The organism is Pseudomonas sp. 9.3L (assembly GCF_058536285.1).
Map to the genome: position 1 here is coordinate 2,554,457 of NZ_JBZUBK010000001.1, position 26,246 is coordinate 2,580,702.

Consider the following 26,246-nt stretch of genomic DNA (forward strand, 5'->3'; position numbering starts at 1 on the left):
TGGCTTGCCTAACGGCAGGCCGTTATTGGCCCGCACACAAAAAATCTGACAGGCCCAATTTATAGAAAATTATACGCAGATATTTTTCTGTATAGATTTCTCCAAGTTCTATCCGCGCTTTTCATAAGTCATTGCTTAATTATTACGCTTAAACTTTAATACGCTAACTGGCTGACTTCTTTTCTTCTAAAGCCATTAAGGATAGACATGAAGCCAACCCCTGAGCTGTCACCTAATGTGCCGCAGGAGCCAGGGATCGCCCCTAGCACGTTGTCGTTCCCTGTCGTAGGGATTGGCGCCTCGGCAGGCGGCTTTCAAGCAGTCAAAACGTTTTTTTCCAACCTTCCTCGTGATAATGGCATGGCGTTCGTCGTCATTTTCCATTTGGACCCGAACCACGAAAGCATCGCTCACCAGATCATTCAAGAATCCACCAAGATGCCGGTGACGCAGGTCACCTCCCCTGTTCCGATTGAACAAAACCACGTCTATGTCATTTCACCGGCGGTGGAGCTGTCAATGAACGATGGTTACTTGCGAGTAACCAAAGCGGCCCCTAGAAGCGGCCGACACGTAGCGATCGACAGTTTTTTTCGGGGCCTGGCCCATGCACATAAAGAGCGGGCCTTCAGTATTGTGCTCTCCGGTACCGGTGCCGATGGTTCAGTTGGTATTTCACGCATCAAGGAACAAGGCGGAGTCGCCTTGGCCCAGCTGCCAACCGATGCCGAATACGACGCTATGCCACGCGCGGCAATCAACACCGGGATGGTCGATCTAGTATTACCGGTAGCAGAAATGCCGCAGCGGATACTGGAGTTATGGCAAAACGCTCAAAACATTGTGCTGCCCACTGACGGGGACCCAGAGATCGTCACGGTGGAACCTAAATCCCGGCCTGAAGCAGCTGAAGCACAGGCAAGCCTGCACAGTGTGCTGGCGCAGCTTCGCGAGGCTACAGGCCATGATTTCAAGCACTACAAAAAGGCGACTATCTTGCGGCGTCTTGAGCGGCGCATGCAGGTCACGGCGCAGCCGAATCTGGCCGCATACGAGGCCTATCTCAGAGGCCATCCCGAAGAAAACAAAGCCCTGCTCGACGACATGTTGATCGGCGTCACCAACTTCTTTCGGGATCGCGATGCCTTTGAAACCCTGGAGCGGGACGTGATACCGGCGATTGTCGCGGCTCAGGGTAGCTACAAGGAACCAACCGAACTACGCGCCTGGTCTGCGGGTTGCTCTACAGGCGAGGAAGCTTATAGCCTGGCCATGGTGTTCATCGACCAGCTTCGAGCTGAAAATATCAGTGCGAAATTGCAGGTCTTTGCAACAGATATAGACGAGCGCGCTATCGCCAAGGCACGTGCCGGGGTTTATCCCTTAGCCGTCATGACAGACATTCCTCCCTCGCGGCTACGCCTGCACTTGATCAAGAATGATGCTAGTTACCGCGTGCGTAAGGAGGTACGAGAGCAAGTACTGTTCGCCAAGCACAACATACTCTCAGACCCGCCCTTCTCCGACCTGGATCTCGTTGTCTGCCGCAACCTGTTGATCTATCTGGATCGAGAGGTGCAAAAAGAAGTTTTACGTACGTTCCACTTCAGCTTGCGCCCTGGAGGCTACCTCTTTTTGGGCTCTTCTGAATCGGCGGATTTATGCGACGAGTTTTTCGTTGCGGTCGACAAAAAAAATCGAATCTACCGGGCCAAGGATGTTGGAGGCAGAAAACGTAGCCGCTCGGCACCAGCCGCTACGCTTTCTTTATTGAAGCCCCCTCCCACGGTACAACAGCTGACCCAGGGGCCTTCGCAGTCCATTGCAGACATTCACAATGCGGCCATTCTCGCTCAGGCCCCCCCTAGCATTCTGATCAATGAGGACGCTGAAATTCTGCACATCACCGAGCAAGCAGGCAAATACCTGCGCTACATCGGTGGCGAGCTTTCACGCAACCTGCTGACACTGATCCATCCCGACCTGCGGCTTGAGCTGCGCTCTGTGTTGTTTCAATTCCGTGATCGAAAAGTGCCTGTCAGGTCAGGGCCCCTCAGGCTCACAGGCGAGGCGGCTTCGAACGCTGTCTGCCTGGTGGCGTCGTCATACGCCCAGGGGGATCTCAATTACGTATTGGTAACCTTCAAGGCGCAGGCTAACGCCATTGAGGACAGTGGGCTTGGAAGTGACTTGCTCGCACCGTCCGACAGGCACTTGCTCGCGGCATTGGAGCATGAGTTGCACGCAGCCAAAGAACGGCTGCAGGACACCATAGAAAGCTCCGAAACCTCTACCGAGGAGCTAAAAGCCTCGAACGAGGAAATGCAGGCGGTCAATGAAGAGTTGCGTTCGGCAACCGAAGAACTTGAAACGAGCAAGGAAGAGCTTCAATCCGTCAACGAAGAACTGCTAACGGTAAACCAGGAGCTGAAAAGCTCCAGTGAAGATCATATTGATGGAACGGTACTTACGTTCATTGATATCACCCAGCGCCGCTGCGCTGAAAACAAGCTGCGCGCTAGCGAAGAAAGGTTGCGTTTGATCGCTGAAAATACCCATGACCATGCCATCTTCATCATGGACGAGAAAGGTGTGGTGACCCATTGGTACAAGGGGGCCGAGTTGATCTTTGGGTATACGGCAACTGAAGCTGAAGGCCGCTATTTCGAATTCATTTTTACCGCCGAAGACCGCTTGGCGGGCATACCCCGTGCTGAACTACAAATGGCCATGGCGCAGGGCCGCGGCAAAGACGAGCACTGGCACCTGCACAAAGATGGCACGCGCTTCTACTGCAGCGGGGAGGTGATGCGACTGGAAGGTGAGACCCTGCGCGGCTATGTCAAAATTGCCAAGGACATGACAAGCCAGATGCTGTTGCAGGAGCAGAAAACCCATGAGCTCGCAGAAACTCAAAACTCCAGCCATCTCAAAGATCAGTTTTTTGCAATGATGTCGCATGAGCTCAGGAACCCCCTGAACCTCATTCAACTCAATGCCGACCTGATCCAGCGGTTTCCCGAAACTCGACGGTCTCCAGGTGGTATCAAGGCTGCGAAGTCCATTCTCGATGCCGTGCAAAGCCAAGGGGTCATCATCAATGACTTGCTGGACGTCGCGCGGGTCAAGACAGGCAAATTGAACCTCAGCCTGGAGCCCCTGGACCTCGCCAGCCTGTTGAGCGATATCCATAGCATTCTTGCCGAGGATGTCGGCCGGGATATTCAGCTCCATTTACCCCCTGCAGCAGAAGAGCCCGTGATCATCGACGGTGATCGAACCAGAGTGGAGCAAGTGATCTGGAACCTGGTCACCAATGCATTTAAGTTCACCCCTACCGACAAGCCCATTCGGTTGAGCCTTACACGCGAGAAACATACCGCAGTTATCGACGTTATCGACCAAGGCCGGGGAATCGCTCCCGAGCAGCTGAACAAGGTATTTGAGCTGTACGGTCAGGCAAGCAATCACGTGGCTGCTCAACAACGACAGGGGCTAGGCATCGGATTGTCGCTGGTGAAAGATTTGGTAGAAGCGCATGGTGGCACGGTAGGTGTTCAGTCGGCCGGCCTAGGCCATGGCTGTACGTTTACCGTGCGTATGCCCTTGAAAGAAAAGCCCGAGGCGTGTGCCTCTCCAGCTAACGACCAAGAGGCGCCTGGACAGCTACACGGCGTGAAGCTGCTTTTGGTTGACGATTCACCAGATGTGCTGGAGGCACTTGGCATGTTGCTAGAGATCGAGGACGCAGAAACACACTGCTTCAGCGACCCTTTCAAAGCCATAGAAGCTGCGCAGCATCTGACCTTCGACCTTATCGTCTCGGACATTGGCATGGCAGGTATGGATGGCTTTGCCTTACTCGCCGAGCTGCGCAAGCTGCCTCATTTAGCGCATACGCCAAGCGTAGCGCTGAGCGGTTATGGTGCTGAGGCTGAAGGTGCAGTGCGGGGTTCACTTGGTTTTGCGTTGTTCCTACAAAAACCTGTGCCGATGGACGAGTTCGTGAGAGCGCTCAAGAATCTGGTTTGATCTGGTTGCTTGCACGCTAAGCATCAGCACTGCAAAAAATGCGTTACACGTTTCAAATTTTTAATTGGCCAGCTGTCTGCTTTTGGAAGATGGTTTAAAACGATTTACTCAGCCCTCTCTCTGAAGAACTGGATACGTTATTCAGGAGTAGGCGCTGTGTGCTCTACGGTTCTGCTTGTTGAAGATGATGAAATCCTACGGATTTTGGTGACCGAAGCGCTCTACATGCTGCCGGTAAAGGTCATTGCGTGCCCCTGTGCCGAGGATGCGTTGCACGTACTGGAAGAGGCCGAGCCTATCAGCCTCGTATTCACGGACATTCGTATGCCAGGCCAGCTTGATGGGTGGGGCTTGGCCAATGTCATCTGGCTCAGATGGCCGCATCTGCCCGTGATCCTGACATCGGGGCATCGACACTTATCTGCTGAAGAACTACCGCCTCAATCCGCCTTCATTCCCAAGCCATGGACACTGGATACCTTGCATGAGACGGTCAAGCAGCGGCTGGCACCCCTTCATATGTGACCCGTACGGGCAAAGCCCCTGGTTGACGCTCCCTGTGCCGCCAGAGGCATTTTAGAAGGCGCTACGCCCCTAGCAGTGTCAGCTCATGGCTAGTGTCGGCAAATATGAACTGGCTTGTGCTCAGGTCGTTGCTGTGGTCACCGCTCAAGGCAATTTCGAACCGTTGGCCGGCAGTGGTGACAGTGAAATCCTTGACATAGGTGCGATCGGCGTCGGCACTGTAGCTGACCTTAAGTGTGCCGTTATGGCCGTTGCCAAGGCCGGTATAACCCAGGGCCGACACATCGATCAGGTCCCGCTCGGCTGAGAAATCGGTGACCAAGTCGCTGGCGCCACGCAGGCTGTCGGCGCTGCTGGTAAAGCGGAAGATGTCGGCGCCCCAGCCTCCGGTGAGCTGGTCTACCCCCGCCCCTCCAGCAAGCCTGTCGCTCCCGGCACCGCCGTTGAGCAGATCATTGCCGAGACCACCGGCTAACGTATCGTCGCCACTGCCGCCATCCAGCGTATCGGCCCCTGCATCACCGGCCAGGGTATCGTTCCCCGCCTGGCCACGCAGGGTGTCGTTGCCCTCCAGGCCGTTGATGCGATCGTCGCTGAAATACCCGACGATGACATCGTTCCCGGTGGTCGGCACGTCGAGGTAGTAGTCGTCGTAGCTGGCGGGTTGCTCATTGAAACGGGTAGCAACTGGGTCGCCGAAGCGGATAGCCGAGTTATTGATGTAATTGACGTCCTCCAGCAGCAGCTTGAAGTAGTTGCCGTTGGCGTCTGGGTCCAGCGACTGCAGCAGCATGTCGCCCGTGCCGCCGACTTGTGCGGCCTGGAGGGTGCCGTCATGCCCGCTCCCCAGGGAGGAGAAGCCCAGCGCGGACAGGTCCAGCACGTCCTGGCGATAGTCGAAATCCGTGAGGGTGTCGCTGAAGTCCACGCCACGAGTGTCGTTGGCGTAGCTATCGCGCAGCGCAGTGATTACGAAGCTGTCTGCGCCCCCACCGCCGGTGAGCTGGTCAGCGCCGGCACCGCCAATCAGGTAGTCGTTGCCAGCACCGGCGTTCAGGGTGTCGCGCCCGGCCAGGCCTGCCAGTGTTTCGTTTGCATCAGTGCCGCTTAGGGTGTTGCTGGTACTGGTGCCCTGAAGCAGTGTTTCAAAGTCAGCGGCTTGCAACAGGCCCAGGTAGTTGCCAGCTAACGCCAGCTGGAAATAGTGACCATCGACGTCGGCGTCCAGACTTTGCAGGTAGGTGCGGTCCAGGCTGGCGTTGTAGATCATCCGCAAGGTGCCGTCATGCCCATTACCCAAGCCGACATAGCCAAGGCTAGCCACATCGAGCTGATCCTCGCCAGGCTTGAAGTCGGTGATCAGGTCGCTGGTGCCGCGCACGCTGTCGCCGGCATTGGTGTAGCGGAAGGTATCCGCGCCCTCCCCGCCCCTGAGCCTGTCACTGCCGGCGCCTCCGTATAGCAGGTCCTCGTAGGCGCCGCCCGTCAAGCGATCATTGCCTGCACCGCCGTAGAGGAGCGTGTCGGCCATATCCGTCGCAGTGAGCCTGTTGCTGCTGGCCGTGCCGGTGATTACCAGCCCGGCGTGGTTGCTAAAGGCGCTGCTGTCGGTGCCATAAAACACCGTGGCGGGGTCGCCCAGGCGGCTGAAATAGTTATCGAAGACGGTGTTGAAGCCCACCAGGTCTTCGTTGCGCTCGGTCACGGCGTAGCTGGCGTTGCCCCCACTGATGATGTTGTTGTACACCGCGTTGCCGGTAGCAAAGTCTGGCGCGGTGACGTCGGTGTCGTCCGAGGCCTGTAGGATGACTTGCGCGTTGCCATGGTCCACGGCGTTGTTGTAGAGGGTGTTGCCAGCGATGGTGTTCGCGGAGCTACCGAACAAGCCTATGCCAGCGCCGCCATTATCGTGCAGAGTGACGCCGCTCACTCGGCTGAAGTCGGTCTGCTTGAGCAGCAGGCCTTCCTCCCCATTGCCATACACCTCGCCACCAGTGATCTGCACCCGATCGTCAAGCTCTTCGCCCAGCGGGCCCTGGACGAGAATACCGCGCCCTCCGTTGTTGGCGGCGTCGTTGTCGGCCAGGGTGGTCCGGTAGTCGTCCAGCAGCAGCGTGAAGCCGTTGCGGCCGTTGTTCTCACTGCGGTTGTCCTGGAAGCCGCCGGCGTCTACGTACGGGTTGAACGCGCCAACCAGATGGGCATAGAAACCATCGAGGCCGTTGCCGCTGGCCACGCTGTCTGTAACGCTCAGGCCGTAGGTGTTTTCCTGGGCGTTGAGCCCATTGCCGCTGCAATTGACCAGCGCTACGCCACTGAGGGTGACGTTCGTGTCCGGGTTGTCGCGCACGTTCTCCCCGCCGGTGGTAAAGCCATCCACGCGGCCGCTGGTGTTGGCGCTATTGCCATCGAGCGTCAGGTCATGGGCGCCCACGTGCTGTGTTTCGCCAGCGGTTTGCACGATCCCGGTAACAGCCTTGTCCCAGCCATCGGCAAGCTTGATACGGGTTGCGTCGGCCCCGTCGCCACCCAAGGTCACGCGGCTATAAAGCCGGAGACAGCTGCTGGCGCTTAGATCGGGATTACCACTGACGATGTAGGTGCCTTCAGGCAGGTAGACCTCGGCATCAAGTATCTCGTCGGCGGAGTCAATAGCTGCCCGGGCGGCATCGATGGTTGCCTGAATAGCCTGAGTATCATCGGCAACGCCATCGCCAACTGCGCCGTAGTCGCGAACGTCATAGTAAATAGTGGTCATTGAAACTCCTGGGAGCACAGGAGCTGCCTGGGTACCGGTGCACCGCTGGCGTGGCCTGGCTTGTTGTATGAGGGAGATACAAGGGTAGTTCAGGTTCGTGCGTTACTCCTCCCTACCCTCTTCGCGCGCGATGCCTGAAGGATACTGTCCTGGCCTCAATCGACAGCACGCCCATCGTCATTACACCGGGCGAACCGGCCTGGGTGCGTGCAGGTCGACCCACCGTGGCTGAAAGATAAACGCGCCGCACGCCGCGCATCTGGCGTCTTGTCGAAAAGCAGCTAGGGTGAGGAGACCGTTACACTGCGGCCCCTTCCCCTCTTCAAGAATCGGATCATGACGCCCTACAACCCCGTCGAAACCGCCAGCAACATCACCCACTATGCGCCTGGCAGTGCAACGTGATGGATCGTTGCTGGTGCAGACCCCCGCCCACCGCAACGGCAATGACAGCTTTGGCCTGACCCGGCTGCTGCCGGACGGCACCGCCGATACGGCATTCAACACCAATACAAAGGCCAACATCCCAGCGGGCCTGGGCAGTGAAGGCACCCGAGTGAACGTGAACGCTGACGGCAGGCTTTTGATCAGCCAAAGCAGCGATCAGGGCGCGGTGCTCGTTCAGCTCAACGCCGACGGCACCCTGGATAAAACATTCGGCAATGAGGGCGTAGCCTACGTGGCCACAGGGCTGAGCTTTAATGGCGAAGTTCACTCGGTGGCCGTCGGCAACGGCCAGTTTCTTCTTACCGGGACTTCGACAGTGGCAACGGCAATCACTATGGGATTGTACGGGTGAATGCAAACGGCACCCTGGATGGCAGCTTTGGCCAAGCCGGCCAGGTGATATTCAGCAGCGATGTGTTGTCCGACTACCGCGGTGCGCTGGCTGTGCAGGCTGACGGCAAGATCGTGCTGGCCGAGATATTGGAAGGCTATGGTGGCGACGACCTGTACCAGGGTAACGGCGGCCGCGATACGCTCTATAGCGGCAGCGGCGAGGATGTGTTCCGCTTCGTGGCGGTGCAGGACAGCTACCGAGACGCCAGCACCGGCCACGCGGACATCATCACCGACTTCAATACCTTCGACGATCGCCTGGATGTCTCGGCTCTGGGGTTCACAGGTTTAGGCGATGGTAAGGACGGTACGCTCTTGGTCAGTTATAACGGGCCTTGCAGCGCACCTTCATCAAGGATGTGACGCCGGACGCTCAGGGTCACCGGTTCGAAGTGTCCTTGGCCGGCGACCTGGAGTACGACCTGGACGCGTCCAACTTCCTGTTCAGCAACAGCGCGACGGAACTGATGGCTATTGGTGTGCCGGTTGAGCACGTTTAGGCCCTAGCCGCCACTGACTGCCAACGCACCGTGGCTAGCAGGCAGGCTGTAACGATCAATCCCCCACCCAACCACGCGCTGAAGGTGACGACTTCGCCAAGCCAATAGACCGCAAACAAGGCGCCGAACAAAGGCTCGCTACCCATCAAGAGCGCCACGCGGGTGGGGTCACTGCGCTTGAGTGCATAGTTCTGCGCGAAAAACGCAAACAATGTACACGCCGGTACCAAGTAAGCAATGTATCCCCAGCCGCCAAGCGCATCGACGGGCGCGTCCAGCCCGTGTGTTGACGGGGGTGCTATCAGCAACAGCACAGCACTGCCAAAGGCCACCGTCCCCGCTTGCACGGCTGTTACCGTCAGGGCCGGAAGTGCCATGGTACGGCTCAGACGTTTGAGCCAGCACACCTGCACGGCCCTGAACGCCGCAGCCAGTACCACCAGCGCGTCCCCCAGACCAAACCCCAAGGGCTGACCACCGGCTAACAATCCGGCACCGATGAGGCAAAGGACTGTCGCGCAGACTTCCCGTGCCGCAGGCTGGGGCTGAGTTGAACAAAGGTGAGCCCAAAGCGTAACGCCAACAGCCCGAGCACCGGGTAGAACAGCAGTGCCGCCTTGACCACTCCGTAACTGGTGCCCCATACCACCGCGACGGCCACCAGCATCACCCTGATATGGCTGTTCTTGTGCGGGTGGTAGAAGGCGGTAATTTCTCTGCCGCCGCGCGGCAATTGGGTTCGATGCCGTCCACCGTGAGCCGGCAAATGAAACGCCTCGAGCGGCGGCTAGGCGCACAACTGTTCGAGCGTTCAACCCGAAGTATTCGTCTCACTGAGGCGGGCGCTGAGGTGTACCGTCATTGCCGCGATATGCTCAACGCCGCCGGCCATGCGGTAGATGCTGCCGGGGTTGCAGCGGTAGAGCCTCGTGGCCGGGTGAATCTCAGCGCGCCCACGGCCTTTGCCAAGACCGTGCTGCATCCATTGATCGTCGAGTTTCTTCAGCGCTACCCGGCAGTGGATGTTCAACTGGTGTACAACGATCACCCCACCGACCCCCTGGTGGACAGCCTTGACTTAGTGATTCATACCCACCCCTTGGGCTCGCCGGGCGCACCCTTGGCAGCGTGCGCTGGTTGCTGTGCGCCTCGCCGGCTTATCTGGCAGCCCATGGCACACCTTGCGCACCGAGCGAATTAGCTCACCATCAGTGCCTGTACCTGGGTGAACAAGCCAACGACAACCGGTGGCGCCTGCTTCGAGGCGATGACAGCGAAACGATGTAGCAATGGAGCCTGCAGGTAAGGCGCTCTTCCAAGAATGGCAAAGCGCGGGGCGGTACTTCTATGCGCGTGCGCGAAAGCTCGCGCCAATACAACGTCTGCACCGTTCGCCAACTTTGCTGGCTCCTACAAACAAAGGCCGGTATAGCCTGGAGCTGACACCTCGACTGGTCTCGTTCTGCTGAAAAGTGCCAGCGGGTTCGTTTCGGAACTCCCAAGCGGCCTTCCACGCCTCATGCTTTGGAAGGGCTGCTGCAACAAGGCAACGCGTCTTTTCTGGCTTGCCGATGGCTCGGCCGGTATAACCTCGGTGTTGCAGGGCGCAGGCGATGTCATTGGTGTCACCGGCTTGACCATCGACGCCAATCGCACCGGCAACGCCGGCGCCGTGAAGGGTTGGGTGAGCGGCGATAGCGATACCGTGACCCTGGAAGCGGTCGAGGTGGTCGGTGCCAGCGGCGTTCAGCTCTTCGCTGGCGCTGGTAAGGATCGGCTCGATAGCGGCGCAGGTGCTGATGTAATCAATGCAGGGCATTGTGCCAATCTGTTGACCACAGGCGCTGGTGCCGACGCCGTACGCTTCGCTACGTTGACTGACAGCTACCGCGACGCCACGCGCAGCTACGCCGAGCGCATCACCGAATTCGACGCCAGCCTGGGCGATCAGATCGACGTGTCGGCGCTGGGCTTCACCGGTTTGGGTGATGGCCATGGGCAGAGGCTGAAGGTGAGCGTCAGTGCCGACGGAACAAAAACCATACTCAAGTCCCTGAACGAGGACGCTCAAGGCGAGCATTTCGAAATACTGCTGCGAAAAGGACGAGTTCATGAAAGAGCTTGGTTACCTCAGAGACCATATTCAGGTTGGTTAACAGCTGACTGATCATTTATAACAACGCCTATAGGGGCTGGCCATGAAGTTAAACGGATTAGCTGGTAAACTGCTCGGCTTCCAGAACATACCTCCCAAAGAAGGAGTTTTGATTTCACGCCCTTATGGCGGGGTTTCGCAATCAACTCAGCCTAATGACTTAACTAACAGCTATGCTTTTTTGGATGTACCGTTTTTTCATCAGCAACACATTAATCTGTGTGGGGATGCAAGGGTGTAAACCCTGTCTCTCTGGTGCTACCAAAGAGGTTGAATGCTGAAGGCAAACGAGGCTGGGAAATGGAAGATATTTGTAAAAAGCTCAACCGACATGGTCCGATTATATGTTAGGGACGACTACCGGGTGACGTTGTCAATCATTGCGTCGTACTGGTCGGCGCATCGGATAATACGGTTGTGTACCACGATCCATGTTGCGGGGCCCGACGTACGAAAACGCTTGAACAATTCAACGCCTTCCTAGATTGGGACGACCCTGATGCGATGATCTTTGGAGTGAGGGAAAAAAATCTCTCCTCCAGTCACCCGCTGCACCAACGGGACTGGCGGTTTCAAGGTCTGGGTGCAACACTTGGCTATTGAATCAGTGATAGCCCCTAACCGGGGGCTGCTAAGTTCGAGCCCCCTCAGCCGTTTCCTTTAGGCGGGTTTGGTAAAAATCGCTACAGAATAAACATGATCTGGATCTTCAGGGCTTTGCTTGGCATTATTTGCTTCCCTTAACACAAGCGCTTTATCCGCCTCCATATTAAACTTTGCCAAAATGCTCCTTGATGACCAACCATTTGGGGTGTGTTTCATAAAGTCATCGAATTGAGCAGGGCTCATGGTCTCACCGTGGGCCATAGCGTTCTTCTTGAAATAAACCTCTCCTTTCAGGGAGTGGATAGCTGCGCGGACCAGCACCTTGGGCCCAGCGGTCAGCCCTGCTTTTTCGGCCTGCATGTGAACAACGTCTGCCATTTTAAAGCTGGCCAATTTTGGATCGCGCATATTATTTTGCATGACCCAAAGGTTAGGGTTGTAACTATTAAGGAAATAAAGATTTCCTTTCGCCAAGTCCTTCATGTCAGGTTCGTCAGATTTTAGAAAAGTTGTAATCGATTTCAAGCTCTGGTCTTCAATTCCAAAAAATTTCTGACATTCACCCGGCTTTAATGGCAAAGACTCTCCAATAGAAGTGGCATCTAGCTCGCGTGTCGCTTCTTTGGCTTGGCTCAGCGTATAGGCGGGAGCCGGAGGCTGCGTCAGCAATGTATCAAGCCGAGCTTGCGCCAGAGTAGTTTTTGCAGGGGCTGGGGAGGAGGGGCGGCCCTGTCTGGGAGAGGGCTCTGGTTCGCGTGTAGAGTGTACTGATTCCAGTGAAGGGCTGGGCGAATTATGCTCGGGGGTTGACGGCAGATTGTACGAGGGAGGCGTGGTGGTGGAAGATATACGCGTCATTCAGGCTTTCGCTTCTATCGATAAAAAAAAGATCTGACGGGTGAGTGACATGATCCGGCCTTTGGTTCCAAAAAAGGCGGTGGCCCGCCGTGTCAGGATAGGGTATCCGCGCCCTCCCCGCCCTTTACTGTCACACGCTGCGCACTCGCCTTAAGTGCTTGAAAGATCTAGTACAGCGCCTTAAAGGGGCCTGTCAGATTTTTTGTGTGCGGGCCAATAACGGCCTGCCGTTAGGCAAGCCATGCTTTACCAGGTCGGCCTGATAAATCGATCTCCGTACAGAACTGCGAACTGATTCATCGCGTTTTTCCAGTCGTGGGCCGCGTTGCCCCACTTGGCCGTGATATTACGTAACCCCAGCCAGATCAGCTTGGTTGCGGCCTCGTCGGTCGGGAAGTGACCTCGGGTTTTAATGATCTTACGCAACTGCGCATTGATGCTCTCGATGGCGTTGGTCGTATAGATCACTTTTCGGATGGCAGGCGGGAACACAAAGAATGGAATGACTCGATCCCACGCGCGTCGCCAAGCCGCCACGACCGTGGGGTACTGCTTGCCCCAGGGCCCCTGTTCAAAGGCATCCAGCGCTTGCTCGGCCGCTTCGGCGGTGACTGCCTGATAGATCGGCTTAAGTGCCTTGGCCAATTCGCGGCGCTTATCCCAGGCCGCGTAATCAAGGCTGTTGCGGATTAAATGAACAATGCAGGTCTGCAAGGTCGTCTTTGGAAACACGGCGCTGAGGGCTTCTGGCATGCCCTTGAGGCCATCCGTCACCGCGATCAACACGTCTTCGACGCCCCGTGTCCTGAGGTCGTTGAAGACCTTCATCCAAAACTTGGCGCCTTCCGTGGTTTCGATCCAGATACCTAGGATATCGCGGGTTCCGTTGGGCAATACACCCAGCGCCAGGTAGATCGCCTTGTTACGGACCAGCCCCTCTTCACGGATTTTGACCCGCAGGGCATCGAAGAAAATAACGGGATACATCGGCTCCAGGGGCCGCTGTTGCCACGCGCCGATCTCTGCCATGACCTCGTCAGTTACAGAGCTGATGAAGTCCGGCGACACGTCCGTGCCGTACTGCTCGCAAAGAAACGCACGGATCTCTCTGACGGTCATGCCACGGGCATACATGGCGATGATCTTGTCGTCAAAACCGGTGTAACGGCGCTCGTGCTTGGGAATCAGGATGGGGGAGAAACTGCCATCTCGATCACGCGGAATCTCCAGCCGAATCGGGCCATCGCCGGTTAGAACCGTCTTGCCGCTTTTACCATTGCGCTGGTTGGTTTCATCCTCCGGCCGCTGCGCGCCCGATGGATAGCCCAGATGGTGACCCAGTTCGGCACTCAGGGCGCGCTCGATCAAGGCCTTCTTGAACGCCGCAGAGGCCATCTCGATGGCATCAGCGGTCATCAGCCCTTCACCGAAAGACTCAAGCAGCTCTTTCGGGATTTTGGGCAGATCTCTCAGTGGTTGGCGCGCAGGTTTCTTTTTGGTCGGCATACAGGCTCCTTTCGCTCATGTTATGCCCGAACACAAAATTTCTGACAGTCCCTATTAAAGTTACTAATTACTCTTCGCCATTGGCATTCCCTAAACTTTTGGCTATGGTACGCAAGAACACAAGTACCAGACCCGCACAATTCTTACATACGACTTAGCGCATTAGCCAGCTGTTAATCGCAGCCAGCATTTGCTTGTAAAAAATTTACCGATAAGCAACCTGAAAATTTCTGCAAGCTAACGATTTTTAAATAAAGTCTGCTGTCAGCGTGCTACCACGCTCACTCTGTAAGAGGGCTTACAAAATACCGGACCAGAGAGTGATTGGAGGAGAGACTAGTTATCCCGAATCAATTCTAACCGGTACGCAAATTAATTTTCATAAAAACCAACACCCGTAAAGAACCACGGCCTTATTCAGTTGTTAATGCCATAAAAGACGCAATGGATGAACATTTGCACGAAAACTCACATGCAATCATTTTTCCAATGCCATCCCAACATGGAAATTTAAACATGATTTACAACGTAAAAGATTATTCAGCAAAAGGCAATGGTTCTACAGACGACACCCAGACCATACAGCGGGCCATTGATGCGGCGTCCAAGGCAGGGGGCGGGCAGGTGTATGTCCCTGCCGGCACCTATGTGGTTTCGGCAGGCGACGACCCGGGCGATGGCTGTCTGATGCTGCGCGATAATGTGCAGCTGTACGGTGCTGGGATGGGCAAAACAACCATTAAGGTTGCGGACGGTTCTGATACTAAGATCACAGGTGTGATTCGCTCAGCCTACGGGGAGCAGAATCATGACTTCGGAATCAGCAACTTAACCATCGACGGTAACCGCGCCAACACAACTGGCAAGATCGACGGCTGGTTTAACGGTTATATTCCAGGCAAAGCCGGGCACGACTCCAATGTCACCATCGACAGTGTCGAAGTCAAAAATTGCTCGGGCTATGGTTTTGACCCGCATGAACAGACCTGGAACATGGTCATCAAGAACAGCGTAGCGCACGGAAACGGCCTGGATGGCTTTGTCGCCGATTACCTGGTGAACAGCTCGTTCGTGAACAATACCAGCTACGGTAATGACCGCCACGGTTTCAACGTAGTGACCAGCACTAACGATTTCACGATGCGTGATAACAACGCCTACAGCAACGGCAGCACGGGCATTGTGCTACAGCGCGGTGACGAAGACATTGCCGCGCCAAACAACATCGTTATCAGTGGCGGGAGCGTGTATGGCAACAAGGCCGAGGGGGTGTTACTCAAGTTGGTCCACGATGTGACCGTCAGCGGGGTGGATATCCACGATAATGCGCGCTCCGGAGTACGCCTGTACGGCAGCTCGGGCGTGGAGCTTCTGGGCAATTCCATCCACGAAAACTCATTGGCGGTGACTTCTCCGGAAGTTGTGATTCAGTCGTTTGACGATACCCATGGGGCGTCCGGTGACTACTTTAATGGCAGCAATAACCTGATCCGGGATAACACCATCGTCGGCAGCGACCGATCCACATACGGCGTGGCCGAGGTGGACGAAAAAGGCACTAATCACAATACCCTGTTCAATAATGCCATCAGCCATGTCTCCCGGGGTGAAACGGCGCTCTACGGCGACGGTAGCACGGTCAGCGCTCACCAGGGCTCGCTGCTTGGCACCAGCGGCAACGATAACCTGTCAGGTACCGGGGCCAACGAAACCCTGATGGGCTATGCCGGGAAGGACCTGCTCAATGGCGGTGGGGGCAACGATGTGTTGGTGGGCGGGGCGGGTGTAGACAAGCTTATCGGTGGCACGGGCAGCGATACCTTTCGCTTCACCGCTATCAGTGACAGCTACCGCACGGCCAGTGTCACGGCCAAGGACACTGTGACCGACTTCAGCACCAGCGGCGACAAGATCGACGTTGCGGCCCTGGGGTTCACGGGCCTGGGTAATGGGCATGGCAACACCTTAAACGTTTCTTACAACGCAACCAGCAACCTCACCTACCTCAAGGACTTTGACGCCGACGCCAATGGCATACGCTTCGAGCTGGGCCTGAGCGGCAATTACCTGAGCAGCCTTAAGACGTCCAATTTCGTGTTTGCCAAGCCAGGCACCGGAAAGGTCGATGCTCTGCCCCAGCATGATGCGCTGGCAGTCACCACGTTGGCAGCCGCTGCCGTGGCCAACCCGCTCAATGGTACGAAGGGTGACGATATTCTGATCGGCGACGGCCCCGCCAATACCATTAACGGCCTGGCGGGCAAAGATCGCATCGACGGGCTGGGCGGCAATGATCGGATAACCGGCGGCGCGGGTGCTGACACGCTGACGGGTGGCACTGGCACTGACACCTTCGTCTACACCGCGGTCAGCGATAGCTTCCGTAGCACCCGCGGCACAGTGGGCAGCGACCTGATCAAGGACTTCAGCACCGACCGCATTGACCTATCTGCCCTGGGTATTACTGGCTTGGGTGACGGCATGGGCACCACCGTCACCGTGACCACCAGCAGTGATGGCAGCAAGACGTACATCAAGTCTTACGAGGCGAATGCAGCCGGGGAGCGCCTGGAGATCTCGTTCCAGGGCAACCAGACGGCCAACTTGGCCGCCAACCGGTTCATCTTCGCTGATGGTCTTCCCAGCACGAACCTGACCGGTACCAGCGGCAGCGATAGCCTGGTGGGCACCAGCAACGGCGAGGTGCTGCTTGGCCTTGGCGGCAACGATACCCTCAAGGGCGGGGGTGGCAATGACACACTTGACGGCGGCGCGGGCAAGGACTCGCTCTATGGGCAGGCAGGCGCCGATACCTTCCGCTTTAGCCAACGGCTGGACAGCTACCGCGACTATGACTCGGGCGGCGTGACGGCCACTGACACCCTGTTCGATTTTGTCCGCGGCCAGGACAAGATCGACGTCAGCGCCCTGGGCTTCTTTGCGCTGGGCAGCGGCAGCGGGCATACGCTGTACACCACGTATAGCGCCTCGGCCGACAAGACCTACGTCAAGACCGCCGACGCCGATGCCAGTGGCAATCGCTTTGAAATCGCCCTGAGTGGCCACCTCGCGTTGACGTCCAGCGACTTCGTGTTTACCCCACGTACCACTGCACCTATCGAGTTTCTACCCACCCTCGGCCAGTCCAACGCACGCCTGATGCGCGTGACCGAGGACGACGGCCAGTCCGGCATCACCGAACTGGTCAAGGACCTGGGGCGTTACACACCCCTGGACGTGCGCAGCCAGTTCACTGATAGCAATGGCAACCCTGTCGACGTCGCCATCGGCGGCACGACCGTCACTGGGCTTTCCACAGGCACGGCCGAGGAGAAGAGCCTGAGCTGGTGGTACGCCGACACCAATAAGCCGGGGCCTGTGCTTACCCGGGCGGTGGACCTGCTCAAGAGCCAGGTTGCGACCCTGAATAAGACCGGCCCCGTAAACCTGGACATCATCTGGGGACAGGGCGAGGAAGCCGCCCAGGAAATTGCCAGGGCCACTGACAAAGCTGCGGCTGAAGCCCTGTACAAGGCGTCGACCTTGAAGGTCTTCGATTACCTGCATGCACAGCTGGGAGACTTCACCGTCTACCTGATGGAAACCGGCCACTATGCGGAGGACGGGGCCCGCTACCGTGGTTATTCTGAAAGCAAGATCGCCAGCATTGTCGACGGCACCCTGCACGTGCGGCACGCCCAGGAGGCCATGGCCGCCGAGCGCGCAGACGTTCAGCTCGCCGTCGACTACACCGACCTGCCGCTGCGCCAGGAGGTGGACCCGGTGACTTACCCGGATGACGTCTGGCATCTGCACGAAGAGTCAGCGGAAATCGTCGGCCAACGCCTGGCTGATTACATCGCCAACGATCTGGGCTACAAGGGCAACCCTGGCGACAACAACGACCCTGACGACATCACCGCCTCGAGCTCGAACCAGAATGGGCGGATACAGGGCACCGACGTCGCTGACACCCTGGTGGCGACTGGCTCGGAAAGCCAAGTGCTTAACGGTGATCTGGGCGCCGATACCCTGATCGGCAAAGGCACGGGCAACACCTTCTACATTGTCGACAACGTTGGTGACACCGTGACCGAAACCGACGCCAACACGGCGCATATTGACACCGTACAAAGCTCGGTAAGCTGGACGTTGGGCAGCAATGTCGAAGTACTCGACCTTGCCGGTGACAAGGCGCTGGCCGGGACGGGCAATGCCCTGGACAACACCCTGACGGGCAACAGCGGGGACAACGTGCTCGATGGCAAGGGCGGCAGCGACACACTGGTCGGTGGTGCCGGTGCTGATGTGTTCCGGTTCAGCGCATGGCAGGACATGGGCGTGGGTGCCGAGCGGGACCAGATAGAGGCGTTCAGTGCAAGCGAGGGCGATAAGGTAGACCTCACCGCCCTAGATGCCAATCCGCAAACGGTGGAGATGGACGTCTTCAAGTTTATCGGCAGCGCGGCGTTCAGTGCTGATGCCACCGGTGAGCTGCGGTTCGCCGATGGCGTGCTGCAGGGCAGCCAGGAGGCTAACGGGACGCCGGCATTAGAGATACGGATGGTAGGCCTTGATGAATTTCGTTCGGTGGATTTGGTAGGTTAGGGGAACTGGGTGCCCGCTGGCCAAGGGTCGTACCAACCGTGCCAGTGGGCTTCCCTTTGTTGCAACGAATAGGTTTGGTACGCCTCTATTAGCACACCCGCCTGGAGCCCCCACAATGTCAGAACAACACTCCGTCACGGTCAACCTCCTCAACGCCCCCGATGAGCCCTCCTCCGTCAGCCCCGAACGTCAACGCGAGGTGCAGGCAATTACCCAGGCGCTGGATGACGCCGGCATCGTTTACTCGCAAGGCGACGTATCCGGCCAGTACCGGGTCCCGCTTGTCCAGTTCGCTAACCCGGTGGTGCCGCGCGCGCTGTTGGCCTGGCGTGCAGGCAAGGCGGGGCGCACGGTCACGCTGAGCGTGGGTGAGCTGGAGGTTGAAGCCAACAGCCAGGCCGACATCGACCTGCTGGTCAAAAAGGCCCTGGCCCTTGATGTACAGGTAGCTACGCCGGATAAGGTGCCAGGCCCTCTGCAGCCGTGGTAGCCCCGCAGGGCACGGATGTGAGCCCTCAAGGGCTAGCCAGGCAGCGTTCAGCTCTTGCGTTTGCTGGAGATCGACGAGGCCGTTGAGATGAGCAGGTCGGCGTAGCGGCGCAGGTCGCGCTCGGCCACCCAGCGTGAGCGGGAGACCGCTACGTTCACCGCGCCAATTCCCCTTCCGCTGGCGTCGAGGATGGCGGAGGCTGTGGACACATCCCCATAGAAGTACTGGTCTTCGAGGTGGGCGTAGCGCTGCTCGCGTATCTGCTGGATGTTCGCCCAGAGCAGGCCACGGTCCGTGATGGTCGCGGGGGTGTGCTTGATCAGCTGGCTGTGGTCGAAGATCTCGTTTATTTCAGCATCGCTGTAAGTGGCGAGAATGGCCATGCCCGGCGCGGTACACCAGGCTGGCAACCGGGTGCCGGCGATGATGCTGTTGTTAAACACATGCCGGCTGATGATACGCAGTACGAACACGATGTCTGCACCGTCCATGACCGTAAGGTTAGTGGCCTCTTCGGTTTGAGCGCTCAGTTGCTGCAAGTAGGGCCCTGCGCGGTTCACCAGGTCGCTGGATTGCAGGTAGTGCGAGGTGAAATCCAGCAGCTTGGGGGACAGCTCGTACTTCTTGCCCTGGTCTTTTTTAAGGTAGCCCAGCGCTGCCAAGGTGTAGGTGAACCGCTGCGCGGAGCTTAAGTCCATGCCGGTTTGGGTGGCGATCTCTGACAGCGAGAGCGTGCGCTGGGTACCGTCGAACGCCATGAGTACTTTCATGGCTTTTTCTACCGACTGCACGTAAAGGGATGACGCCGTAGGGTCAGTGTTGGCTTTCCTGGCGGGGCGCGAGTTAGGCATGGGATCCGGAACTTCAAATCGAAGAGCCGAATTATCCTCGGCTTTGCGTTGATATTCTATTGCTATTCGCTAAAGGGTTGTCGCGCCCGCCCTGTCGTGCCTTAGCTCGCGGCCTTGTCCCACGCACCCTGGAAGGTTCGAGGCAACAGGTGCTTCTTGATCCGCTCGCTGGGGGTGAGCTCAAAGGCCTCCACCGCCTGGTAAAACCGTGGCTGCTGGAACGTTGCCAGGCGGTCGCCGGCCCAGGTTGTGAGGGCCGGCCACTCCAGATGCGCGCCAGGTTCGAACTGTACATAGAGCATGATTTCCTGTTCGCCCACCGCCGATTCCACCCCTACCGCTGCGCAGGCACGAACCGCCGGGTGCTGGCTGTACACCCGCTCCACCTCCCAGGCCGAAACGTTCTCGCCGCGCACCCGCATGCTATCGGTGCGCCTGCCTACGAAAAACAGGTCGCCATCGGCATCGGCACGGGCCATGTCACCGGTGTACAGCCGGCCCTCGCGCAACGCACTCGCAGTGGCAGCAGGGTTGTCCAGGTACTCGGGCAAGAAGGTACCGTCAACCCAGCTACTGAGCACGATCTCGCCCAGCGCCCCCACCGGTACCGGCGCGCCGTCGGCGTCCAGTAGCTCTACCGTCAGCCACGGCAGGCTTTTGCCAATGGAGCCCACTTTGCCGGTGGTATTAAGGGTAGCGAAGCTGGAGCACTCGGTCATGCCGTAGCATTCGCGCACCTGCGCGTTGAAGCGCCCCGCCACCGCCGCCCAGTTGGCCTTGCTCACGCCTGCGCCCCAGAGGGTGCGAAGGCTATGACGCGCGGGCCATGCGGAGGCAGGCTGCTGCATGAGGATATCCAGGATACCGCCCAGGTAATGCAGCTGCGTGGCCCCGGCCGCCAGGCACTGCGCCCAGAACTGGCTGGCAGAAAAACGCGGCAGCACATGCAACTGCACCTCGACCAGAAACGGCAGCAAGAGCATCTGCGCCCCACCGATGTGGCACAGCGGTTCCCAGAGAAGCTGACGGTCGCCGGGCTGTACGTCCGTGACCTGTATCACCGCTTCGGTGGCAATGCGCATCATGCGGTGGGTAAACACCACGCCTTTGGGGGCGCCGGTGGTGCCGGAGGTGTAAATCAGGCACAACGGTGCCTGAGGCGGGCTGTCTACCAGCAGCAAGGCCGCCCCACCCTGCTCGGCGCCCTGCTGGCGCAGCTGATCGATGGACAGATAGGGCAGCTCGGCAGCAGCACTTTGCTCCAGCAGGGGTTCAAAGGCCCCTTCGCCAACTATCAGTTGCGGCTGGGCGTGCTCGAACGGGTAGTCGAGGCCAGGGCCGCGCAGTTTGGTATTGATCGGCACCCACACCAGGCCACTGAGGATCAGTGCATAGATCAACACGATCTGGTCGTCGCTGTTGTTGAGCATGACCGCGACTCGCTGCCCAGGGGTCAGGCCACGGTCTGCCAGTACGGCTTGCACGCCTGCGACGCGTTCGCGCAGGGTGCGGTTATCCAGGGAGCGGCCGTCGAACACGATGTGAACGCTGGTGGCCTCAGTCATCAGCCCGGCATGGATCAATGGCGCCGTGACCAGCGCGTCATCAACAAGGCGATGAGGGAAATACTCGGCATACGCATGCATCGTTCAGAGTCCTTGGCGCTTGGAAAGTGAGCGGCGAGACACCCATTGGGCGATCACGGCAAACAGGATGATGAAGGCCAGCAAGGTGGTGGACACCGCCGCCAGCGTGGGCGTAAGCGCCAGCTGGATGCTGTCCCACATCTGCTTGGGCAAGGTGGTGTTGATCCCGCCACTGACGAAAATGGCGATGGTGAGGTCGTCGAAGGACGTGATGAACGCCAGCAGAAACGCCGATACCAGGCTGGCACTCATCAGCGGCAGCGTGACCGTGCGCAACCGGGTAAAGGTGCCTGCCCCGAGGCTGCGCGCGGCATCGTCCAGGCGCCAGTCATACTGCTTGAAGGCCGCAGACAAGGTGACCACCACGTAGGGCAACGCCAGCACCGTATGGCCCAGCACCAAGCCTAGGTCCTTGCCGGCCAGGCCCATGCGGGAAAACAGGTACAGCAAGCCCAGGGCAATCACGATGCGCGGCACGATCAGCGGCGCGATGAACAGCGCAAACAGCGCCTTGCGCCAGCCGGCAGGCAGCCGTGTGAGCGCCATGGTTGCACCGAACCCCAGCACCAGCGCCAGCAGAGCGGTAGCCACCCCGACCCCCAGTGAGCGGAACAAGGCGGCTTGCCAGACCGGCGAGGTAAAGAACTCGGCAAACCACTTGAGGCTGAACAGCTTGGGCGGGAAGGCAATGAACGGGCTGCTGGTGAAGGCCAATGGCACCACGATGAGCACCGGCAAGATCAACAATAGCACCAGCACCACGCTGTAGCCCGTAAGCACGCGGCTGTCCCCTGAGCGCGGCCGCTCGTGGCCACGCCGCGAGAACAGATGGCCAAGGCCGATCAACAGCGAGAGGCCGCGGCCCGACTGGCGGTCTTTAGGCGCTTCACCGCCCAACGACGACAACCCCGCCACCCGGTCGTAGATCAAAAACACCACCAGCGAGCAGGCCAGCAACACCACCGACAGGGCCCCGGCAAAGTGCAGGTCGAACAGCTCCAGCACTGAGGAGATCACCAGTTGCGCCACCATCATTTCCCGTGGGGAACCGAGCAAGGCCGGCACGATGAAAAAGCCCAGGCTGGTGATGAACACCAGCAAGGTTGCGGCGGCGATACCCGGTGCAGACAGCGGCAGGAAGATACTGAAAAACCCCATGGCCCGGCTGGCGCCCAAAGTCTGCGCAGCGGGCATCAGCCGCTGATCGATAGTGCGCATGATCGGCAGCAAGGTGACCACGGCCAGCGGCAGCATCGAGTGCACCATGCCCACTAGCACCCCGGACAGTGCAGGCACGAGCCCGGAAGGGTTGTCGATGACGTTGGCGGCCAGCGTAGTAAGGAAGCCTTTGCGCGACAGCAACAGCATCCAGGCGTAGGTCTTGACCAGGTAGCTCGTCCAGAATGGCAGCATGATCCACAGCAGCCAGCGCTCGCGCCCATAAGGCGACAACCGTGTCAGCAGGTAGGCCACCGGGTACGCCAGCAACACCGCCAGCACGGCCGTCGCCGCCGAGATCCAGAAGGTAATGCCCAGTACCCGCGCGTATACCGGCGTAGAGGCGATGCGCTGAAAGTTGCCGAGGCTGAACGCACCGCTGGCATCCTGAAAGCTCCCCATCAGCATTTCAGTGACTGGAAGCAGAAAGAAGGCTGCAAGAAACAGCAGCGCCGGAAGGGCGGGAATCAACCCGCGCCGGATGTTCACAGGGCCCCCTGCTCAGGCAACAGGATGGACTGCTGGGCATCCCAGCAAATACCGGCGTCAGTGCCCACCTGCGGGTTGAGGTGGCGGCCGCAGCGCACGCTGAACATCGCACCAGAGGGCAAGCGCAGCAACACGCGAAGGTCGCTGCCCAAAAAGACGCATTCTTCGATGCGGCCCACTAACAGCCCGTCGCTGGGGGTGGTCAGTTGCGCAGCTTCCGGGCGTACCAGCAAGGTTGCCTCGCCCGTGGCTGGCAGCGCTCCCCCACACCCGGCCAGGCTCAGGCGACGGCCCTCTACAGTCAGGGTGCCCTGCTCGCCCACCTGCCCGGTGAGCAGGTTGGAGTGGCCGATGAACTCAGCAGCAAAGCGGCTGGCAGGCCGGTCGTATAGCGCCAGCGGCGTGGCCAACTGCTCGACGCGTGCCCGGTTCATCAGGCAGATGCGGTCGGACAGCGTCAGCGCCTCTTCCTGGTCATGGGTGACATAGATGAAGGTGGCGCCCAGCTCCTTGTGCATGCGGCGAATTTCCAGCTGCATGTGTTCGCGCAAATTTTTGTCCAGCGCCCCCAGCGGTTCATCCAGCAGGATCACCGAAGGGCGGTAGGCGAAGCAGCGTGCCAGGGCGATGCGCTGTTGTTGCCCACCTGACAGCTCATTGGGGTAACGGTGGGCGAAATCTTCCATGCGCACCATGGCCAAGGCCTCCTGTACGGCCCGGTTGACCTCAGCCTTGGTCACCTTGCGCATGCGCAGCCCATACGCCACGTTGTCGCGCACGCTCATGTGCGGGAACAGCGCATAGCTTTGAAACACCAGGCCCATGCCGCGAGCCCCAGGTGATGCATGGGTGGCATCGTTGCCATCGATCAGCAACTGCCCCTGGGACGGCAGCACCAGCCCCGAGATCATTTGCAGCAGCGTGGTTTTGCCGGACCCCGAGGGGCCCAGCAGGGTGAGGAACTCCCCTTCCTGCACCTGAAGGTCGGTGGGCTGCAGCGCCACGAAGGCGCCATAGGTTTTACCCAGGCCGCGTGTTTCCAGTTTGACGCTCATGCATCCACTCCCTTACTGCAAGATCCACGCGTTGAAGCGTTCGGTAACAGCCGTACGGTGCTCTGCCCACCAAGCCGGGCTGGGCAGGCGCATGTCCTTGAGGTTGGCGGGAGCCGTGGGCAGGAGCGCGGCACGCTCGGGCGGTATGCTGTCGAAGGCTTTGCGGTTGGTGGGGCCATAGGCCAGGGTGTCGGTGAACGCGGCCTGGCGCTTGGCGTCGGCGCAAAATTTCACGAACGCCTTGGCCATGTCCGCCCGTGGCGTGCCTTTAGGGATGGCCCAGCCTTCGATGGAGTACAGGCCCTGGTTCCAGACGATGTGAACCGGGGCGCCGTTTTCAATGGCCGCCTGAGCGCGGCCGTTCCAGGCTGAGATCATGTCCACTTCACCGCTCTGGATGGCTTGCATGGCCTGGGCGCCGGAGGTCCACCACAGGTCGATGTGCGGCTTGATCTTGTCCAGGCTCTTGAACGCGCGATCGACGTCCAGCGGGTACAGCTCGTCCAGGCCTACACCGTCGGCCAGCAAGGCTTGCTCCAATGTGTCGAGCGGGCTACGGCGCAAGCAGCGGCGGCCGGGGAAGGCCTTGACGTTCCAGAAATCGGCCCAGCTCTGGGGGCCCTTGCCGGCGTCGAAGGTATCGGTGCGGTAGGCCAGCACCGTGGAGTACACGTCTACGCCCAGGTAATTCGGGGTGATGGCCTGCGGTAGGATGTCTGGGTAATCCTCGGGTTTGAGGCCGATCGGCTCCAGCATGCCCTCGGCCTCCAGGTACGGGATGTCGGCCGAGATGGTGAGGGTGGTGACATCCCAGACGAAATTCTGCGTCTTGACCATGGCGGAGAACTGCGCAACCGGTTGAGATTCCCGGGCCACGCTCACCACCTTGATCCCGGTGGCCTGCTCGAACGGGTCGTAGAAGGCCTTGCGGTAGGCGTTGGTGTAGGGGCCGCCGGGGTCGGAGACGATGATCTGCTTGGTGTCGGCGCGTACCACGGTGGGCAGGCCGCACGCCAGCGCAAGGGCGGCGCCTGCTTTAAGGACGTGCCGGCGGCCTGGATGTTCTGGACGACTCATGACTCACTCCTACAAAAATGTGGTGATCGTTGAGGGCTGGAAAGACGTCGGCAGAAGCAAAATGGCGCAGGTTCAAGGGGAGGTGCATAGCCGCCGCCGTTGTTGTTCGTGTTTCGCCACCAGGGGCGGTGGCGAAGGCTTGCAAGGGTCAGGCCTTATTGGCGCGTTTGGCGAAGAAGGCTTCCATCATGCGCGCCGGCTCGCCCGAATCGTAGGCTTCCTTCTGCAAGCGCGCGCCAGCTTCGATAGCGTTCTTGAAGCCTGCTTCGCTCATTTCCGCAAAGCGCTGCTTGTCCAGACGCATGGCGATAGGCGGCTTGTCGGCCAACTGCTGGGCGATCTCCAAGGCCTTGGGCATCACGTGATCGGCCGGCACCAGGTAGTGGATCAGGCCGATCTGCTTGCACTCTTCGGCGTCCATCAGCCGCCCGGTGAGGGTGAGCTCGATGGTGCGCGACATGCCCAGCATGCTGTTCATGATCCAGGGGCCTGTAGTGCTGGGAATGCCCGAGTTGATTTCTGGCTGGCCCATGCGCACGCCGGGGTGGCCGACCCGGATGTCGCCTAGCAGTGCCACCTGAAAGGCAGAGCCCGCCGCCGTGCCGTTCAGGGCGATCACCAAGGGCTTGGACAGGGTGCGCAGCACCGCGTAGTAGCGTTCCCACTCGTACACCCACTCCACCGCGCGATCACCATCGAAATCATGGGCTTCGGACAGGTCTTGGCCGGCAGAGAACGCCCGGTCGCCCGCACCGGTCATGATGACCGCCTTGATCGCAGGGTCTACGTCGTACGCCTGCAGCGCGTCGATGATTTCATTGCGCATGGGAGTGGTCCAGGCGTTCATCACCGTGGGCCGGTTGAGGGTAATGATCGCCACTGAACCGCGCACTTCTAGCACTATGTCTGACATTTTTATCTCAATGCGATAGTGAATGTCACAGTACGATAGTTAAATCCCAGAAAGCGTGCAACGCTAATTTGCCTTGGCCGCACACTTGGCGTGTGTTGGCCCTGCAAAGCAGGTGAGGA

At 58.9% G+C, this 26,246-nt stretch carries 19 protein-coding genes and 1 pseudogene; 10 read left to right on the forward strand and 10 right to left on the reverse strand.

The features are described 5' to 3' along the window. The first annotated feature begins 207 nt into the window (after nucleotides 1-207). Both AC4LE2_RS11725 and AC4LE2_RS11730 read left to right on the forward strand, forming a co-directional pair. Complete coding sequence (locus tag AC4LE2_RS11725) at nucleotides 208-4,032, forward strand: CheR family methyltransferase (RefSeq protein WP_491825927.1); 3,825 nt, start codon at nucleotides 208-210, stop codon at nucleotides 4,030-4,032. A 156-nt stretch (nucleotides 4,033-4,188) separates the two neighbouring features. Further along, a complete protein-coding gene (locus AC4LE2_RS11730; protein WP_491825928.1) occupies nucleotides 4,189-4,557 on the forward strand; it encodes a response regulator in 369 nt (122 codons plus the stop codon). Between the two features lie 61 nt (nucleotides 4,558-4,618). Here AC4LE2_RS11730 and AC4LE2_RS11735 read toward each other — a convergent pair whose 3' ends face one another. Continuing rightward, entirely contained in the window at nucleotides 4,619-7,315 is a 2,697-nt protein-coding gene (locus tag AC4LE2_RS11735) for a M10 family metallopeptidase C-terminal domain-containing protein (protein WP_491825929.1), read from the reverse strand. 382 nt (nucleotides 7,316-7,697) lie between these two features. Between AC4LE2_RS11735 and AC4LE2_RS11740 the strand changes: the two genes are divergently transcribed. Genes AC4LE2_RS11740 through AC4LE2_RS11750 form a run of 3 tightly spaced genes read left to right on the forward strand, consistent with a single transcriptional unit; the run spans nucleotide 7,698 to nucleotide 8,655 of the window. Continuing rightward, nucleotides 7,698-8,114, forward strand: coding sequence for an NHL repeat-containing protein (locus AC4LE2_RS11740; RefSeq protein WP_491825930.1), 417 nt, complete (start codon nucleotides 7,698-7,700; stop codon nucleotides 8,112-8,114). Then, nucleotides 8,111-8,518: a M10 family metallopeptidase C-terminal domain-containing protein gene (locus tag AC4LE2_RS11745; RefSeq protein WP_491825931.1), complete on the forward strand. Its 408-nt coding sequence runs from the start codon at nucleotides 8,111-8,113 to the stop codon at nucleotides 8,516-8,518. The genes AC4LE2_RS11740 and AC4LE2_RS11745 overlap by 4 nt, the downstream gene beginning before the upstream one ends. Further along, complete coding sequence (locus AC4LE2_RS11750) at nucleotides 8,515-8,655, forward strand: hypothetical protein (RefSeq protein WP_491825932.1); 141 nt, start codon at nucleotides 8,515-8,517, stop codon at nucleotides 8,653-8,655. The genes AC4LE2_RS11745 and AC4LE2_RS11750 overlap by 4 nt, the downstream gene beginning before the upstream one ends. On the opposite strand, the gene AC4LE2_RS11755 is transcribed toward AC4LE2_RS11750, so the two are convergent. Continuing rightward, complete coding sequence (locus tag AC4LE2_RS11755; protein ID WP_491825933.1) at nucleotides 8,652-9,143, reverse strand: DMT family transporter; 492 nt, start codon at nucleotides 9,141-9,143, stop codon at nucleotides 8,652-8,654. The two genes, AC4LE2_RS11750 and AC4LE2_RS11755, sit on opposite strands and share 4 nt — an antisense overlap. A 188-nt stretch (nucleotides 9,144-9,331) precedes the next feature. Here AC4LE2_RS11755 and AC4LE2_RS11760 point away from each other — a divergent pair. The 3 genes and pseudogenes from AC4LE2_RS11760 (at nucleotide 9,332) to AC4LE2_RS11770 (ending at nucleotide 11,051) form a co-directional block, all read left to right on the forward strand. Further along, nucleotides 9,332-9,942: pseudogene (locus AC4LE2_RS11760) on the forward strand (LysR family transcriptional regulator). A 232-nt stretch (nucleotides 9,943-10,174) separates the two neighbouring features. Continuing rightward, nucleotides 10,175-10,822: a calcium-binding protein gene (locus tag AC4LE2_RS11765; protein WP_491825934.1), complete on the forward strand. Its 648-nt coding sequence runs from the start codon at nucleotides 10,175-10,177 to the stop codon at nucleotides 10,820-10,822. A 31-nt stretch (nucleotides 10,823-10,853) separates the two neighbouring features. Beyond that, entirely contained in the window at nucleotides 10,854-11,051 is a 198-nt protein-coding gene (locus tag AC4LE2_RS11770; protein ID WP_491825935.1) for a hypothetical protein, read from the forward strand. Between the two features lie 419 nt (nucleotides 11,052-11,470). On the opposite strand, the gene AC4LE2_RS11775 is transcribed toward AC4LE2_RS11770, so the two are convergent. Continuing rightward, a complete protein-coding gene (locus AC4LE2_RS11775) occupies nucleotides 11,471-12,274 on the reverse strand; it encodes a hypothetical protein (RefSeq protein WP_491825936.1) in 804 nt (267 codons plus the stop codon). A 246-nt stretch (nucleotides 12,275-12,520) separates the two neighbouring features. Continuing rightward, nucleotides 12,521-13,780 carry an IS256 family transposase gene (locus tag AC4LE2_RS11780; RefSeq protein ID WP_491825937.1) on the reverse strand — a complete coding sequence of 420 codons (1,260 nt, stop codon included), beginning with the start codon at nucleotides 13,778-13,780 and terminating at the stop codon, nucleotides 12,521-12,523. Nucleotides 13,781-14,296: 516 nt separating this feature from the next. On the opposite strand from AC4LE2_RS11780, the gene AC4LE2_RS11785 reads away from it, so the two are divergent. Both AC4LE2_RS11785 and AC4LE2_RS11790 read left to right on the forward strand, forming a co-directional pair. Continuing rightward, nucleotides 14,297-18,388, forward strand: a complete 4,092-nt coding sequence (locus AC4LE2_RS11785; RefSeq protein ID WP_491825938.1) for a M10 family metallopeptidase C-terminal domain-containing protein — start codon at nucleotides 14,297-14,299, stop codon at nucleotides 18,386-18,388. A 115-nt stretch (nucleotides 18,389-18,503) separates the two neighbouring features. Further along, the gene (locus tag AC4LE2_RS11790; RefSeq protein ID WP_491825939.1) at nucleotides 18,504-18,878 is read left to right on the forward strand and encodes a hypothetical protein; all 375 of its coding nucleotides are present in this window, start codon (nucleotides 18,504-18,506) and stop codon (nucleotides 18,876-18,878) included. A gap of 47 nt (nucleotides 18,879-18,925) precedes the next feature. Here AC4LE2_RS11790 and AC4LE2_RS11795 read toward each other — a convergent pair whose 3' ends face one another. From AC4LE2_RS11795 to AC4LE2_RS11820, 6 genes are all read right to left on the reverse strand, one after another. Next, entirely contained in the window at nucleotides 18,926-19,729 is an 804-nt protein-coding gene (locus AC4LE2_RS11795; RefSeq protein ID WP_491825940.1) for an IclR family transcriptional regulator, read from the reverse strand. A 101-nt stretch (nucleotides 19,730-19,830) separates the two neighbouring features. Next, a complete protein-coding gene (locus tag AC4LE2_RS11800; RefSeq protein WP_491825941.1) occupies nucleotides 19,831-21,375 on the reverse strand; it encodes an AMP-binding protein in 1,545 nt (514 codons plus the stop codon). A 3-nt stretch (nucleotides 21,376-21,378) separates the two neighbouring features. Then, nucleotides 21,379-23,082, reverse strand: coding sequence for an ABC transporter permease subunit (locus tag AC4LE2_RS11805; RefSeq protein ID WP_491825942.1), 1,704 nt, complete (start codon nucleotides 23,080-23,082; stop codon nucleotides 21,379-21,381). Next, complete coding sequence (locus AC4LE2_RS11810; RefSeq protein WP_491825943.1) at nucleotides 23,079-24,137, reverse strand: ABC transporter ATP-binding protein; 1,059 nt, start codon at nucleotides 24,135-24,137, stop codon at nucleotides 23,079-23,081. Before AC4LE2_RS11810 ends, AC4LE2_RS11805 begins: the two co-directional genes overlap by 4 nt. 12 nt (nucleotides 24,138-24,149) lie before the next feature. Then, nucleotides 24,150-25,214 (reverse strand): ABC transporter substrate-binding protein, encoded by a 1,065-nt coding sequence (locus tag AC4LE2_RS11815; RefSeq protein WP_491825944.1) that lies wholly within the window; start codon nucleotides 25,212-25,214, stop codon nucleotides 24,150-24,152. A 148-nt stretch (nucleotides 25,215-25,362) separates the two neighbouring features. Next, complete coding sequence (locus AC4LE2_RS11820) at nucleotides 25,363-26,127, reverse strand: enoyl-CoA hydratase/isomerase family protein (RefSeq protein ID WP_491825945.1); 765 nt, start codon at nucleotides 26,125-26,127, stop codon at nucleotides 25,363-25,365. Between the last annotated feature and the right edge of the window lie 119 nt (nucleotides 26,128-26,246).

Coding starts and splice junctions, on each gene's coding strand:
- AC4LE2_RS11820 (WP_491825945.1), bottom strand. CDS start 26,127: ATGTCAGACATAGTGCTAGAAGTGCGCGGTTCAGTGGCGATCATTACC.
- AC4LE2_RS11810 (WP_491825943.1), bottom strand. CDS start 24,137: ATGAGCGTCAAACTGGAAACACGCGGCCTGGGTAAAACCTATGGCGCC.
- AC4LE2_RS11780 (WP_491825937.1), bottom strand. CDS start 13,780: ATGCCGACCAAAAAGAAACCTGCGCGCCAACCACTGAGAGATCTGCCC.
- AC4LE2_RS11775 (WP_491825936.1), bottom strand. CDS start 12,274: ATGACGCGTATATCTTCCACCACCACGCCTCCCTCGTACAATCTGCCG.
- AC4LE2_RS11815 (WP_491825944.1), bottom strand. CDS start 25,214: ATGAGTCGTCCAGAACATCCAGGCCGCCGGCACGTCCTTAAAGCAGGC.
- AC4LE2_RS11735 (WP_491825929.1), bottom strand. CDS start 7,315: ATGACCACTATTTACTATGACGTTCGCGACTACGGCGCAGTTGGCGAT.
- AC4LE2_RS11790 (WP_491825939.1), top strand. CDS start 18,504: ATGTCAGAACAACACTCCGTCACGGTCAACCTCCTCAACGCCCCCGAT.
- AC4LE2_RS11800 (WP_491825941.1), bottom strand. CDS start 21,375: ATGCATGCGTATGCCGAGTATTTCCCTCATCGCCTTGTTGATGACGCG.
- AC4LE2_RS11785 (WP_491825938.1), top strand. CDS start 14,297: ATGATTTACAACGTAAAAGATTATTCAGCAAAAGGCAATGGTTCTACA.
- AC4LE2_RS11725 (WP_491825927.1), top strand. CDS start 208: ATGAAGCCAACCCCTGAGCTGTCACCTAATGTGCCGCAGGAGCCAGGG.
- AC4LE2_RS11795 (WP_491825940.1), bottom strand. CDS start 19,729: ATGCCTAACTCGCGCCCCGCCAGGAAAGCCAACACTGACCCTACGGCG.
- AC4LE2_RS11740 (WP_491825930.1), top strand. CDS start 7,698: ATGCGCCTGGCAGTGCAACGTGATGGATCGTTGCTGGTGCAGACCCCC.
- AC4LE2_RS11770 (WP_491825935.1), top strand. CDS start 10,854: ATGAAGTTAAACGGATTAGCTGGTAAACTGCTCGGCTTCCAGAACATA.
- AC4LE2_RS11765 (WP_491825934.1), top strand. CDS start 10,175: ATGCTTTGGAAGGGCTGCTGCAACAAGGCAACGCGTCTTTTCTGGCTT.